Consider the following 14,395-nt stretch of genomic DNA (forward strand, 5'->3'; position numbering starts at 1 on the left):
TACCATTTTGAAGAAAGCTCCTGGTTTTAAAGGGGCTTTTTTCTGGTGGGATTATTTTGTGGTCTTGAATTCAGGAGGGATATCGGTATGACAACACAGGTTATTGGCCTAATCGGGGCCATGGACGAAGAAGTGGAAATGCTGTTTAGTCAACTGGAGAATAAAGAAACGGCAGTTCGTGCAGGGGTTACATATGCTTCGGGAACGATTCATGGCAAGCGCGTCGTTGTATGCAAGAGCGGAGTGGGTAAGGTGAATGCCGCGGTTACTACGCAAATCTTGATTGATACTTATGGCGTTTCCAAAATATTGTTTACCGGCGTGGCGGGCGCGCTGCATCCGGAGCTGAACATTGGCGATATCGTCATCTCTTCCTCCTGCATGCAGCACGATATGGACGTGACGCCGCTCGGCTTTGCGCGCGGCGTGATTCCGTATCAGGCAGTGTCTGATTTTCCTGCTGATCCCTCGTTGATCGAGCTGGCAGAGGAAGCGTGCAAAGAGCAGGCGGCGAATCATTACGTCATCGGAAAGGTTCTTTCGGGCGATCAGTTCATTGCCAGTCGTGATACAGTACGGACGCTTCACGAGGATCTGAACGGGGTTTGCGCGGAAATGGAAGGCTCTGCCGTTGCCCAGGTATGTTATATGAACGGTGTGCCTTATGTGGTAATCAGATCCATGTCGGATAAGGCTGACGGTTCTGCCCATGTCAACTTTCCTGAGTTTACCGTGAAAGCTTCCAAGCGTTCACACGAAATCGTGAACTACATGCTGGGCAAACTCTAGTAAAAACTTTGTGTGAGTGGTAGGCATACATATCCAGTATGCATCTCTACAGACAAACTCCCCGAGGGCAAGCCCTTGGGGAGTTTGTTTTTTTATTTATTGGGTATCGACTTAATACATAAACCGCTGTCTGAAACGGATACGATCGAATTGTTCTTGTGATGAAAGCGGTACGTGCCGTCCGATTCTGACCATGAGACAGTTGGCAGGATGGGAGCAGATTTCCGGATCGTCGGTTGCGTACCACTCCATATCTACAATTTTCATTAACCGCTCCATCATTTTGCGGTAATCCCATACGTTAAGGCCGCTTCCTTTAAGATCCCAATGCCAGTAGTACTCGGTCGTAAACACGATGTAACGCTCCATCTGTTCTTCTTCAAATGCAGTCTTTATCATCTGCTGCCCAAGTCCCAGAGAACGGTAATCTTTCGCTACCTCGATGGCACCAAGTTCAATCAAATCTTCCATATTGCCCTCAGACCAGCGTTCCTGCTCATCCGGGTGATGAAACGTTACATATCCAACGATCATATCTTGGTCTCTCGTGATGATGATTCTGCCTTCGGGCAGGCCTGCAATTTCCACCAATGCCTCATGCTGCTCCGCAGGACGACGAAATGCCTTGAGATCAGGGTGCATGGTTAGCTCGAATAGTTGCTCGGGAGGTACAGGTCCTTCGATGATCAGGCGGCGGTCTTCAGGGAACAAAACATGAGACTGGTATACCTTGCAGTGTTCCATCCGTTACGCTCCTTTCAATTCCATACCCTACTTATAGCAAAAAAATAAAAAAATGAAAAGCAATGACAGGCAAACGAGAGCTATGATATAATCTTTTCGACATAAAATCTTCACATTTGTGTCGTACTTAACGATATGTTTCCTTGCGAATTCAGGGGTTAATGACTCGATGACTGCGACAACGTGACGACCCACCGCAATGTGTAAAATGTATGTTTCATTCAATCATTTTGTAAGCGCTGTCCACTATGAGGAGACCGATTTGAGAATGAGGAGGATGTTATCATGAATCAAACGCATAGCGAAATATTGCCAAGTGAAGTTTCACATTCCAATATGAAGAGTTACGAGCAGGCACGCTCCGAGTTTTCATGGGACGAAATCGAGAGACATTTTACTTGGTATGAGACGGGCAAAGTGAATATGGCCTATGAAGCTATAGATCGTCATGTGGCAGAGGGGCGAGGAGATAAGGTAGCTCTCTTGTATAGTGACGCCAATCGTGAGGAATCTATTACTTATGCGACGTTGAAAGAAAAATCCGACAAGTTCGGTAATGTACTCCGTAAATATGGTGTTGGCAAAGGTGATCGGGTATTTATCTTTATGCCGCGCGGTCCTGAGCTCTATGCCGGTTTGCTGGGCATTCTGAAGGTTGGCGCCGTGGTCGGCCCATTGTTCGAGGCGTTTATGGAGACGGCTGTAAAGGACCGCCTGGAGGACAGTGGAGCGATTGCACTGATTACGACGCCTGCACTGTTGTCACGTGTGAAGCGAGACGAATTGCCTGAACTGAAGCATATTTTTGTCGTGGGCGAGATTGAAGAGGAGGACCCGCGGCTAGTAAGCTACCACGAGGAAGTTGAAGCAGCATCAAGTGAGCTGGAGATTGAATGGCTTGAACGGGAAGATGGATTGATCATGCACTATACGTCAGGCTCTACCGGGAAACCGAAGGGCGTGTATCACGTGCAGAATGCCATGATTCAGCATTATTATACGGGCAAGGTTGTTTTGGATTTAAGGGAAGATGATATATATTGGTGCACGGCGGATCCGGGCTGGGTTACCGGTACGTCCTACGGCATTTTTGCACCGTGGTTGAACGGAGTTACCAATGTCATTCGCGGAGGCCGTTTCAGTCCGCAGGATTGGTACAGCACTTTGGTGAACAATAAGGTAACGGTATGGTACAGTGCTCCCACCGCCTTCCGCATGTTAATGGGTGCCGGCTCCGAGCTTATCGACCAATATGATCTGAGCCATGTACGGCATATTTTATCCGTTGGCGAGCCGCTTAATCCCGAGGTGGTGCGTTGGGGACACAAGGCTTACAAGCAGCGTATCCATGACACATGGTGGATGACAGAGACTGGCGGACAGTTGATCTGTAATTACCCGGGCATGGCGATCAAGCCAGGATCCATGGGACGCCCAGTGCCGGGCATTACAGCGGCTATCCTGGACGATCAGGGGAAAGAAGTGGCTCCGTACACGATGGGGAACTTGGCAATCAAGACACCTTGGCCGTCCATGATGAGAAAAATTTGGAATAACGAGGCGAAGTATGAAGAATACTTCCGAATTCCGGGCTGGTACATTTCAGGTGATTCGGCATATATGGATGAAGAAGGATACTTCTGGTTCCAGGGCAGAATCGACGATGTGATTAATTCGTCCGGTGAGCGAATCGGACCGTTCGAAGTCGAGAGCAAGCTGGTTGAACATCCGGCTGTTGCTGAAGCAGGCGTGATCGGTAAGCCTGATGTTACCCGTGGCGAGATCATTAAAGCCTTTATCTCTTTACGTGAGGGGTATACACCTACTCAGGAGCTCAAGGATGAAATTTACCGTTTTGTGAAGGAAGGACTCTCCGCCCATGCCGCGCCTCGTGAAATTGAGTTTAAGGATAAACTTCCGAAGACACGCTCCGGTAAGATTATGCGCCGCGTACTAAAAGCGTGGGAGCTGGATCTTCCGACAGGGGATCTGTCCACGATTGAAGATTAAAAGCGTGATCAAGACAAGGCTGACAATGAAGATGGTGGACCACCATTTTCATTGTCAGTTTTTTTGAGACAGGCGCTTTTCCTTTTACCAAAAGAATGAACTAGACTAGAAGTTTCTATTTAAGCCAAAATAAAACCAGCCCTTCCAACAGATGATCTCTGTAGAGGGGCTGGCTTTTTACTATTTCAATCTATTTTTTCTCAAAATATACGGCCGGTGAAGCAGCAGATTCACCGATTGGATTTACGGCAGTTATTCTAAAGGTACCGCCGATTGGGTTACCAGAGGAGTAATAGAACTCCGTGCTCTTACTTGAGCCAAGAATCTGGTAATTGCCGTCACTATTTGGACTGATGTAGATGTTGTAGACCATAACCTCTTCCTCTGGAGCATTGCCGCTCCAGGTGGCCTGAAAGCCCTCAGGGGTAGCTACAAGGGTCGGCTGACCTGGTGCAGACGGTACGGTAGCAGCACCTTCATCCCCAAGTTCCAGGTCGATATTGGGATCTCCCTCAGTCAAGCCATCATCCGGATTATCGATGTCGTCATCCGGATTCGCATCGTTGTCGCCCGGTACTTCGAATCCAGGCGCTGTGCCGCCCACAATGGCGCTTGGCTCAGATACTTTGCCGGCAACGTCAACGGCGACAACGTAATAGGAAGTAAACATTCCGTCAGCTCCAAGTCCCGAGAAGACAAGACTCTCATCGCCAAGCACGACCTGCCCTTGATGTGTATACGGACTTCCGTTAACGGACTTAAAGAGCCGGTATCCGACTACATCAGGAGATCCGCTGGCATTAAAGCTGATCGAGCCGCTGCCCATCGAATAATGAACGTTTTTCGGTGGAGTAGGGGCTTTGCCATCATCCGTTCTAGGGTCGAGCCTGCTTGGCATCCCTTTCTTCGCGTCCTGCGGCAGATAAGATTCCAGTGATCTCTTTTCACCTTTCATGACCTTCAGGGCGTTCTGCAGCTCTATAATCAGCTCATCGATGGGTTTCTCGCGCTTGATTACGATTTGTTCTCTCAACATATCCAGAGGCGTTGCTTCATGTGGAATGTAATTTACACCCCGATAGGTGATATATTTCGCTTTTGCGATGCCATCATCGCTTTCGGTAGGCACAAACTTCACATTAAACAGATCCGTTACGAATCTGTCCGTTAAGGCGGTCGGCAGTTTGCCGCTGTACGCCGAAACCGTTTTGGAGGTTATGCCTTCAGGCTTCTCAAACGTTTTGGTTGGGAACAGATCCGGCTTAACGTCGGTTGCTTCGTTCATGATTCTTGCCCAAATGGCCTGGGCGTGCTTGCGCTGGTCTCCAACGAGTGTATTTTTTTGTTCTTTATATCCGACCCATACGCCAAGCGTCACATCAGGCGAGTATCCCATGAACCAGACATCCCCGTAGTTCTGGGTAGATCCGGTTTTACCAACGACCGGAACCTCATTGAATTTCTTGTACGTGTCTCTGACCTTACTGCCAGTTCCGTTCGTGATGACGGTACGGAGCATATCGGTCATGAGATACGCGGTTTGTTCGGAGAATACCTGCTCTGGTTTTACTTCATGTTTATAAACAATATTACCTTTGGAATCCACGATTTTCTCAATCATGAAAGCATCCGTGAATTTGCCTTGATTGCCGATGGAACTGTATGCATTGGTGAGTTCTTCTACGGTTACGCCGTAATGAAGCCCGCCGAGTACACCTGTTGAAGCATTATAATCGCCGTCCTCCAAGGTAGTGATACCCAGCTTCTTGGAAAACTCCCAAGCCTTCTCAATGCCGACCGTGTTGTTAAACAGCTTGAGCGCCACCGTATTGGTCGAATCGTTCAGTGCCTGTCGTGCCGTCATCAACCCTCTGTACCCGCTGTACGAGTTTTTAGGAATATGGAACACTTTGCTGTAGTCCTTTAAGATGATCGGTGAATCGTCGACCACGCTGGCAGGCTGAATCGCTCCCGAATCGAGTGCCGGTAAATAGGCGGCAATAGGTTTCATGGCAGATCCAGGTTGTCGTTTCATTTGTGTCGCGTAGTTCATTTGTTCTGTGTTAAAATCCCTGCCCTCAATCATACTGAGAATGGCGCCGGTTTTGTTGTCGATCATCATCGCGGCGGTTTGCTCCATTCCTTTTTCCTGGCTGTCAGGCAAGTAGTTGCTGTCATCCTCCGCGATGGATCGCATGGTCTTGTATAGTGTCCGGTCGATGGTGGTGTAAACACGGTAACCGCCGGTGCTTAGTTGAGCTTTGGAAGCATCCATCAGATCGGAGTTCGCTTGCGTGCCTTTTGCGTTTTTTTCGGCTTCCTCGCCCAGCTGCATCAGGATATTCGATGCTTGGCGTTCTACTTCCATCATGAGATAAGGATAAATCACATAGGCCTTCTGTGTCCGAGGAGCAAGCGATTTTTTGATATCGAATGCCTTGGCCTCTTCATACTCGGCTTGCGTTATTTTGCCTTCTTCCAGCATGCTTGCCAGCACGCGGTGCTGCCGGTTTACTGCCCGTTTAAATGCTTTCTCGTCAAATTCTCCTTTGCCGTTGAAGGCCGAGTAGGAGGATGGAAGCTGCGGCAGACCCGCCAAATATGCAGCTTGAGCCACGTTCAGATCATCCAGCTTGTTGATGTTGAATATTCCTTTTGCGGCAGCCTTGATCCCGAACAGCTGGTATCCGCTGGAACCATTCCCGTAAGGAACCTTGTTCAAGTAGGCTGTTAAGATTTGGTCTTTACTCAAAAAGCGTTCCATCCGCATGGCAAGCAGCATTTCTTTTACCTTGCGGTTATCGGTTTTGTCGCGACTTAAAAAAGTGAGCCTGGCCAGCTGTTGCGTCAACGTGCTGCCGCCGGTTTGAACCGGTTCGTTCAGCACGCGTTCTTTTACGGCGCGAGCGGTACCTTTTATGTCAACACCCTTATGTGTATAAAAACGGTTGTCTTCTATGGATACGACGGCATCCTTAACAAGCTGGGGAATATCCTTGAATTCCACAGGTCGTCTGTCTTCTTCGGTTCTAAGCTGCCCGATCGGTGAGCCATCCGCGAAGTAGGCGAAGCCCGTTATGGCATTGTCGTTCACCGTATTCTCGATGAGAGCCCTGGATCTTACCGGCTCATTCTCAACAATAGAGGTCACGTAGCCAGCTACGGCTCCTCCGGCGAACAAAACGCCCATCAGACCCACCACAAAGAGCCATCCGATGACGGATCCGAGCACCCGCAGAAAGGACCGTTTACGCGGTTTCTTCTGTTTTTCAGGCTCTTGTTTTTTCTCCTCAACCATGAATGTATACTCCTCCTTTTAACGCACCTATTATAGCATAAATCGAAGGTTTTGAATCATGTGTCCCTATATAGCGTGTCCTTTTTTGAGGAAGATTGACTTTTTCGGAAAGCATATGATACAAATAATGCAAAGTTCATATCGTGAAAAGCTTTGAAGGACCCCAGTAGAAGGCGGAGCCTTTCGTTTCCAAAGAGTCGGTGGGTGGTGCAAACCGATAACGAGCCCCTTTGAATTACCGTCCGGAGCTGACCGGGGGAAAAGGAGCCGTACCCTGTGCGGCTGTTACAGTAGTCCGGTTCCGGGATGACAACCCGTTATGGCAATGAAGTGAGAATCCGTTCCTTGTGGTAACGGATTCTAATTAGGGTGGTAACGCGAGCGCTCCTACTCGTCCCTTGGGATGAGTAGGAGCTTTTTTGCGTTCATAAATAGAGGGAGGCTTGCGGAAACATGAAATGGGATGGTATATCGAACGTTCAGCAGCAAGAGGTGGAACGGCAGATGGAGGTGATCTCCCGTGGAGCAGTGGAGATCATCCCGGAAGAAGCGATGAGGCAGAAGGTGATGAAATCGGTTGTAACCGGCGAGCCGCTGCGCGTGAAGCTGGGAATGGACCCGTCAGCGCCCGATCTTCACGTCGGGCATACCGTCGTGCTGCAGAAGCTGCGTCAGTTCCAGGAACTCGGACATGAAGTACAGCTCATCATTGGGGACTTTACCGGCAGAATCGGAGATCCGACAGGCAAATCCGATACGCGTAAGCAGCTGTCGGAAGAAGATGTTAGACGGCATGCGGAAACGTACAAAAAACAAATATACAAGGTATTGGATCCTGAAAAAACGAAGGTATATTACAACTCCGAGTGGCTTGCGCCGATGACTTTTGCCGATGTGGTCAGCTTATCGGCAAAGGTGACGGTGGCACGGATGCTCGAGCGCGATGATTTTACAAAACGGTATCAGAGCGGGCTTCCGATCAGCATCCATGAATTTTTTTACCCGTTGATGCAGGGGTTGGATTCTGTGGCGCTTAAGACCGATGTCGAGCTTGGTGGGACGGATCAGAAGTTTAACTTGCTGATGGGACGCACCCTGCAGAAGGAGTATGGCTCAGAGCCTCAGGTTGCAATCACGATGCCGCTTATTGAAGGGCTCGACGGCGTACAGAAGATGAGTAAGAGCTTGGGCAATTACATCGGTATCGATGAAGAGCCGAATGAGATGTACGGTAAGTCCATGTCCGTTCCGGATGAGCTCATGCTCAAATACTTCAGCTTGGCCACGGATATGGCAAGTGAGGAGGTAACCAGCTTGGAGAAGGGGCTCCGGGACGGAGTTGTCCATCCCCGGGATGCCAAGATGAGTTTGGGGCACAGACTCGTTCGCATGTATCATGGGCGGGAGGCTGCGGATGCTGCACAGCAGCATTTTGTGACGGTATTCCAGCAGAAGGCACTTCCTGAAGACATTGAGGTTTACATGGTACCCGAAGGAGAATTGAAGGAAGGAAAGATTATGCTTATCAATCTACTGACACTGCTCGGTTTTGCCGCTTCCAATGGCGAGGCTAGACGGAGCATTCAGCAGGGGGCCGTAAAATGGAATGGGGAGAAATGCAGCGACATTTACGGTGAGATCGTGCCTCAGGATGGGGATGTGGTTCAAGTGGGCAGGCGTAAATTTGCCAGACTGAGGCTTTCTTAAGCTTATTGAACCTGAAGAGGATTCAATTAGACAGCAAAAACCCTGAAGGCCAAGGCCTTCAGGGTTTTTAGATTCCGAGTTCATCTTAACGGTTGTAGAATTCGACGATTTGTTTCTCATCGATATCTTGGGAAAGTTCGGAACGTTCTGGAAGACGGATGTATTTCCCTTCCATTGCTGCTTCATCAAATTCGAGGTAAGCTGGAAGATGTACACGGTTAGCCAAAGCTTCCTTGATGGAGGAAAGGCCGCGGCTTCTTTCACGAAGACCGATTACATCGCCAGTGCTTACAGCGTAAGAAGCGATATCGACTTTCTTGCCGTTCACAGTCACGTGACCGTGAGCTACCAATTGGCGAGCACCCGCACGGGAATTGCTGAAGCCAAGACGGTAAACCAGGTTGTCCAGACGGCTCTCAAGCAGGAACATAAAGTTCTCACCAGCGATACCTTTCATGCCAGTTGCTTTGTTAAACAGGGTTTTAAATTGCTTCTCGCCCAAGCCGTACATATGACGCAGCTTTTGCTTTTCTTGAAGCTGCATACCATAGTTGCTGACTTTTCTCCGTTGGTTAGGACCATGCTGACCTGGAGGGAAAGGGCGTTTAGCCAATTCTTTACCTGTACCGCTCAGGGAGATTCCCAGACGACGGCTTAATTTAAATTTAGGACCGGTGTAACGTGCCATGTTATATAGACTCCTTTTTAATTAAAGTTTCATTAGGGCTCTATTTGCGCCGTATTTGTTTGCTCTACCGAAATCGCCGGAAGATCTGCCAGGAAAGTTCAGCCGCTGTCCTGTCAGTAACAAATAACGTGAGGGTGACACAACCCGCCCAAATTCATGGAATGCATTGCATTCTTACTCAACAATAAATATTATATGAAGTAATGATATAAAGTCAAGTTCAACCTGCAACTTACTATAACTTGGATTTTGTCTAATTTTGTCGATAGGTCCATGGACCTAAAAATATTGTGAAAAACGCATAAATTTTAATGCAAAAATGGGTAGAAAAGAGTAAGATGATATTGGATTAAGTAGTCTCATTTATCTAGTTACATATTGTAACATCTATCTGGTGTTTATGCAGCACCCTCCCAACATGTTGAACAGCTGGGTTACCGCCATTCATGCGGCAGCCAAATGGATCCTTACATTATGAATCGGAACGCCAGTCTTGGATAGGCCTTTTATAATGGTGCAAAGGAGCGCCCAATATGTCAGAAGATCAACGGAAAGTGTATGAAAGCTCTCCCGGCTCTGCAGTTATGTTTCATGATGCCGGGCCAATTCCTGGAAACGAGCCTTGCTTTTGGCTTCAGAGCTTGGATATTACACCTCATGATTTCCCTTATATTCAGCCTCTCATATCAGACAGCTATCTGGAGTGGCTAAGAGAAAGCGCAGGCACACAGGCGATGAAGAAATTCAGCTGGGCCCTTCTTTCTCATGAGGGAGCTTGGCTGACAGGGGCTTCCGATATAACGGAATACCTTAATGTAAGTGAAGATGAGACATTATCGCTTGCTTTGAACACCAAGGAAGCGGCGCAAGGAATGGGAAAGGGTTCGTTTGAGGGAAGCGTGCTGTGCGCTGTCCCGCTCTTCACTCGCATTCATGGTGATGTATTTGCGGTGATGGTCAGTGTTTCCTCACAGGCAATGGAGCCGGAACAATCACTTATGCTGACAGAAACATACGCCTTATTGTTTCGTTCCTGCTTCTATCGGAAGCTGGAGTACGTGTTTGCTGATGATCTGGAGAAAGTCCACACCCAAGCTGAGCGTGAGGTGCACAGGCGTTCCATCATGTTTCAGTATGTCAAACGGATGCATATCCAGATTGATGTGGACAGCGTGCTGGTGGAGGCTATCGACAGTGTCCTGGCGCTGTATCCCAAGGCCAAAGTCGAATTGTTTATGTCTCAGGACCATGAGAGTGGACATCCGCTTGTACGTCCTCTGCTGCTTCATCATTGGCAGAAAGAGGTTTATGTGCGGACATTTATGGAGGGTACCCTCACGATTGATGAACATGAGGAATCCGATTCGATCGTGGAAATCGGGATTCCCATGGGAGGCAAGCAGGGCGTTTATGGCGTACTCCATGTGGAAGTGGACAAGTCCGAGCTGCCCGATATGGATCTGGAGCTGCTCGGGATGATGGCCGACGCTGCCGGCACCGCGTTTGAGAATGCCAAATTGTACGAGCAGTCCAATCTGATGATTCATGAGCTCCGTATGATTAATGAACTGACACAGCGGTTGAACAAAAGCCTGCATTTGGCGGAGATATTTCAGTTTGCCAACCATGAGCTGCTAAAGATTCTTGAAGCCGATTACTGCTGCATTTTGATTTATAACGAGGAGCTTGGCGGTCTTGAAGTGGTATCCTGCAACGCCGAGTGGCTTGCCAAGGAGGTCTTTGAGAAGGATTATGGTTTGGGCGGCCTAGTCTATCATTCGAAGGAGCCCCTCATCCTGTCAGACTATCACGAAGAACGTCCGGCGGAATCCAGGCTTATGGAGAGCACCCATTCCAGCTCGATGATTGCTACTCCGCTAACCGTTAACGGTGAGGTACGGGGCGTTGTTCTTCTCACCCATGCGAAGCCGCATTATTTTTCCTATGACAGCTATCGGCTGCTTCAAGCTCTGACCAGCCATATTGGTCTGGCTATCGGCAATGCTTTTCTGCATGCGGAAGTGAGGAGAATGGCTAACCGGGATATGCTGACTGAACTGTATGCGAGACATTATCTTGACGAAATGATCCATGAATGTCAGAACCGTGATTTTTGCGGTTCTCTCATCGTTGTGGATATCGATGAATTCAAGCAGGTCAATGATACGTTCGGTCACCAGCGGGGGGACAAAATTCTGAAGCAGGTCAGCAGCATCGTGAAGACAACGATACGGCACAGCGATATTCCAGCCCGCTGGGGCGGTGAAGAGCTTGCCGTGTATTTGCCGGGACTCGGCATTCAACAGGCGATGCAGGTCGCCGAACGGATTCGCATAAGGGTATCGGAAGAGACCGATCCCCGCGTAACGGTGTCCTGCGGAATTTCCGAATGGAACTGGACCAATGACAAGATCAGCGTAGAGTCTCTCTTCTATCGAGCGGATATGGCCCTTTACGAAGCGAAGAATGGCGGCCGCAACCGGATTGTCGTGGAGAGGGCGGAAGCTGAAATCGGACTGGATTAAAAACCCTGCAGCTATTTAGTGGCTGCAGGGTTTTTTCTGTAATCTGCATAATGTAAGGGGCCGCGGATAGCCTAAGAGCAAGATCAACGAGAGGCTGATGATTATGAGAATGAGAAGATCACGGAGCGTCATCGGAATGGTTTTGTTTGTCTTTTGCCTAACCGGATGTGCCTGGCAGGAGCAGTTGTCGGCCGAAGAGTCGTTTAACCGTGCCCTGTCGGGGCTGTCGGGCGTTGATAATTTCTCTTTTCGGGGAGAAGCAGCGATTCGGACCGGAGAAAACGGACCGTTTCAGCAAAGTTTGGCATTTGAAGGCAATCTGCAGCATCATACGGATTTGACACTATCATCAAGGGACAAAGGGACAACAATACAGAAGGATAAGGTATCAGCGGATTCGGTATATAAATCAGATGGGCTTACAGTGGCACTGAAGCGCAAAGAAGGCAAGTGGAGCACGCTGTCATCGGAACATGCCGAAGAAATGTGGATCACCCGCTTGAATCCGCTGGAACTGCTGGAGTATATCGGAAAGTCGGAGAAGACGGTGACCCAGGAGCTGGGGGCGGCAAGAGGAACCAAGGTGCTGCGCATCGAGCTGTCACCCGAGGCGGCAGCCAATATGGTCTATGGATCGCTGGATGAGCAGATGAAGGCGCTGGCTGCGCGGATCGAACGCAAAGGGGATCCTTTGTACAGTGCAGACCCTAAGGTTCGTAAACGACTGAAGGCCGTCTGGCAGCGAGACTATAATGAAATGAAGAACATGCTCAGCAAGGCGGATGCCGTTTCGGTCTCTCATGTTACGATTAACAACAAAAAACAGCTTCCTACCAAACTGACTATGGAACGAACGTTGTTTTTTGTTGACGAGCAGGGCAGAACCCGCACGGAAACGCTGCTGTCCGATGTTACATTTACCGGTTATTGAAGGATCAGCCATGAAAATTTTTTTAACGATGAACGCTGACTTCGTGTTGGTTGCATGCTACAATAATTTATAAATTTACCGCTGTTCAATTCATATGTAGGGGAACAGTCATCATAAGGAGGATATGACATATGCGTGATCCCAGAATTCAAAAACTGGCTCAAAATCTCGTGAACTATTCGGTAGATATGCAGCCAGGTGAAAATGTGCTCATTGAAATGATCGGATCGGAGCGCGATCTGCTGAATGCCATCATTGAGGAGGTTTCGAATCAAGGCGGCCGCCCGTTCGTGCAATTGACAGATCGCACGGTTCAACGGGCCATGCTGAAGAACGCAAACAAGGAGCAGCTTGAGCTGTGGGCTGAGCTGGATCTTGAGCGCATGAAGAAAATGGATTGTTACATCGGTATCCGCGCAGGCGAGAACGTCAACGATATGGCTGACGTGCCTGAGGAAAACATGAAGCTGTACAATGCGCTTTACTCGCATCCCGTACATAGCGAAGAACGTGTCAAGCGTACGAAATGGGTGGTTCTCCGCTATCCGAACGCCAGCATGGCGCAGCTTGCCAACACCAGCACGGAGGCGTTTGAGGATTTCTACTTCGATGTGTGCAATCTGGACTATTCCAAAATGGACCGCGCGCAGGATCCTTTGGCCGAGCTGATGAGGAATACCGACAAGGTTCGCATCGTGGGACCGGGAACGGACCTCAGCTTCTCGATCAAGAACATCGGCGCGGAGAAATGCTCCGGCCAGAAAAACATTCCGGATGGCGAGGTATACACAGCGCCTGTTCGTGATTCGGTTAACGGAACGATCGCTTACAATACACCGACTCTTTACAATGGCGTCACCTTCGAAAATATTAAATTCCGCTTTGAAAACGGAAAAATCGTCGAAGCAACAGGCAGCGACACGAAGCGGCTGAACGAGATCCTTGATGCGGACGAAGGTGCAAGATATATCGGCGAGTTTGCCATCGGCTTCAACCCGTACATTTTGACACCGATGAAAGATATTCTGTTTGACGAGAAAATCGCAGGTAGCCTGCATTTTACGCCAGGTCAAGCATATGATGTAACAGACAACGGCAATCGTTCCTCGATTCACTGGGACCTCGTGTTGATCCAGCGTCCGGAGTACGGCGGCGGGGAAATCTACTTTGATGACCGTCTCATTCGCAAGGATGGTATATTTGTTATTCCAGAACTGGCAGCGTTAAATCCGGAAAATCTTAAATAGATTGGAAAAAATGTTGCATAAGAAAACGGATTCAATGTATCATGAAGGTGCAGTGATGAGCTTTATTCAGATCCTAAAGTTACGGAGGGATTCGTATGTCCAATAACAATCAATCTATCGTAGAAATTTCGCAAACCGCCAGCCAGTTCTCATCCTCCATCGTTTTACAGGCGGAGAACAAGTACATTGATGTTAAGAGCATCTTGGGTCTGTTCACAACGCTTGTCAACAGCCAAAGCTATGAACTGCATGTACATGGACCTGATGCTGATGCAGCTAAAAAGGCAATGATCGACGTATTCACCAAGCATGGTTTGAATGTATCCGTCGTGGCTGAATAACAGTCGCCAAAAACACCCTTCCATAGAATGGAAGGGTGTTTTTTCGTAGAGAAAGGGTCTATTTTGTTCAGGTCCTTGTATTGAGAAACGATTTCGACTAATATTAAAGATAGTA

10 protein-coding genes and 1 other annotated feature are annotated in these 14,395 nt (G+C 48.7%); of the genes, 7 read left to right on the forward strand and 3 right to left on the reverse strand.

Annotated features, from left to right (window positions below; translation table 11 throughout):
- Positions 1-87: 87 nt before the first annotated feature.
- On the forward strand, positions 88-789 hold the full coding sequence (locus tag BJP58_RS29890) for a 5'-methylthioadenosine/adenosylhomocysteine nucleosidase (RefSeq protein WP_194541730.1): 702 nt from the start codon (positions 88-90) through the stop codon (positions 787-789).
- A gap of 111 nt (positions 790-900) precedes the next feature.
- On the opposite strand, the gene BJP58_RS29895 is transcribed toward BJP58_RS29890, so the two are convergent.
- Positions 901-1,533, reverse strand: a complete 633-nt coding sequence (locus BJP58_RS29895) for a GNAT family N-acetyltransferase (RefSeq protein WP_194541731.1) — start codon at positions 1,531-1,533, stop codon at positions 901-903.
- A 285-nt stretch (positions 1,534-1,818) separates the two neighbouring features.
- On the opposite strand from BJP58_RS29895, the gene acsA reads away from it, so the two are divergent.
- Entirely contained in the window at positions 1,819-3,543 is a 1,725-nt protein-coding gene (gene acsA / locus BJP58_RS29900) for an acetate--CoA ligase (RefSeq protein ID WP_194541732.1), read from the forward strand.
- A gap of 190 nt (positions 3,544-3,733) precedes the next feature.
- Here acsA and BJP58_RS29905 read toward each other — a convergent pair whose 3' ends face one another.
- Positions 3,734-6,841 carry a transglycosylase domain-containing protein gene (locus tag BJP58_RS29905; RefSeq protein WP_194541733.1) on the reverse strand — a complete coding sequence of 1,036 codons (3,108 nt, stop codon included), beginning with the start codon at positions 6,839-6,841 and terminating at the stop codon, positions 3,734-3,736.
- A gap of 144 nt (positions 6,842-6,985) precedes the next feature.
- Positions 6,986-7,243: a binding site (T-box leader), on the forward strand.
- A gap of 51 nt (positions 7,244-7,294) precedes the next feature.
- Between BJP58_RS29905 and tyrS the strand changes: the two genes are divergently transcribed.
- A complete protein-coding gene (gene tyrS, locus BJP58_RS29910) occupies positions 7,295-8,548 on the forward strand; it encodes a tyrosine--tRNA ligase (protein ID WP_194541734.1) in 1,254 nt (417 codons plus the stop codon).
- Positions 8,549-8,633: 85 nt separating this feature from the next.
- Here tyrS and rpsD read toward each other — a convergent pair whose 3' ends face one another.
- The gene (gene rpsD / locus BJP58_RS29915) at positions 8,634-9,236 is read right to left on the reverse strand and encodes a 30S ribosomal protein S4 (RefSeq protein ID WP_071223680.1); all 603 of its coding nucleotides are present in this window, start codon (positions 9,234-9,236) and stop codon (positions 8,634-8,636) included.
- A gap of 533 nt (positions 9,237-9,769) precedes the next feature.
- Here rpsD and BJP58_RS29920 point away from each other — a divergent pair.
- The 4 genes from BJP58_RS29920 to BJP58_RS29935 all read left to right on the forward strand — a co-directional run bounded on the left by BJP58_RS29920 (position 9,770) and on the right by BJP58_RS29935 (position 14,280).
- Positions 9,770-11,761 (forward strand): sensor domain-containing diguanylate cyclase, encoded by a 1,992-nt coding sequence (locus BJP58_RS29920; protein ID WP_194541735.1) that lies wholly within the window; start codon positions 9,770-9,772, stop codon positions 11,759-11,761.
- A gap of 103 nt (positions 11,762-11,864) precedes the next feature.
- Positions 11,865-12,692: a hypothetical protein gene (locus tag BJP58_RS29925; RefSeq protein ID WP_194541736.1), complete on the forward strand. Its 828-nt coding sequence runs from the start codon at positions 11,865-11,867 to the stop codon at positions 12,690-12,692.
- A gap of 131 nt (positions 12,693-12,823) precedes the next feature.
- Positions 12,824-13,939: an aminopeptidase gene (locus BJP58_RS29930; RefSeq protein WP_071223683.1), complete on the forward strand. Its 1,116-nt coding sequence runs from the start codon at positions 12,824-12,826 to the stop codon at positions 13,937-13,939.
- A gap of 95 nt (positions 13,940-14,034) precedes the next feature.
- Positions 14,035-14,280, forward strand: coding sequence for an HPr family phosphocarrier protein (locus BJP58_RS29935; RefSeq protein ID WP_071223684.1), 246 nt, complete (start codon positions 14,035-14,037; stop codon positions 14,278-14,280).
- The last annotated feature ends 115 nt before the right edge of the window (positions 14,281-14,395 follow it).

Origin of the sequence: Paenibacillus sp. JZ16 (genome assembly GCF_015326965.1) — a bacterium.
Classification (GTDB): domain Bacteria; phylum Bacillota; class Bacilli; order Paenibacillales; family Paenibacillaceae; genus Paenibacillus_AQ.

What these genes read in the sequence shown, in the direction of transcription:
- BJP58_RS29890 (WP_194541730.1), top strand. Translation starts at nt 88, where the DNA reads ATGACAACACAGGTTATTGGCCTAATCGGGGCCATGGACGAAGAAGTG.
- BJP58_RS29895 (WP_194541731.1), bottom strand. Translation starts at nt 1,533, where the DNA reads ATGGAACACTGCAAGGTATACCAGTCTCATGTTTTGTTCCCTGAAGAC.
- acsA (WP_194541732.1), top strand. Translation starts at nt 1,819, where the DNA reads ATGAATCAAACGCATAGCGAAATATTGCCAAGTGAAGTTTCACATTCC.
- BJP58_RS29905 (WP_194541733.1), bottom strand. Translation starts at nt 6,841, where the DNA reads ATGGTTGAGGAGAAAAAACAAGAGCCTGAAAAACAGAAGAAACCGCGT.
- tyrS (WP_194541734.1), top strand. Translation starts at nt 7,295, where the DNA reads ATGAAATGGGATGGTATATCGAACGTTCAGCAGCAAGAGGTGGAACGG.
- rpsD (WP_071223680.1), bottom strand. Translation starts at nt 9,236, where the DNA reads ATGGCACGTTACACCGGTCCTAAATTTAAATTAAGCCGTCGTCTGGGA.
- BJP58_RS29920 (WP_194541735.1), top strand. Translation starts at nt 9,770, where the DNA reads ATGTCAGAAGATCAACGGAAAGTGTATGAAAGCTCTCCCGGCTCTGCA.
- BJP58_RS29925 (WP_194541736.1), top strand. Translation starts at nt 11,865, where the DNA reads ATGAGAATGAGAAGATCACGGAGCGTCATCGGAATGGTTTTGTTTGTC.
- BJP58_RS29930 (WP_071223683.1), top strand. Translation starts at nt 12,824, where the DNA reads ATGCGTGATCCCAGAATTCAAAAACTGGCTCAAAATCTCGTGAACTAT.
- BJP58_RS29935 (WP_071223684.1), top strand. Translation starts at nt 14,035, where the DNA reads ATGTCCAATAACAATCAATCTATCGTAGAAATTTCGCAAACCGCCAGC.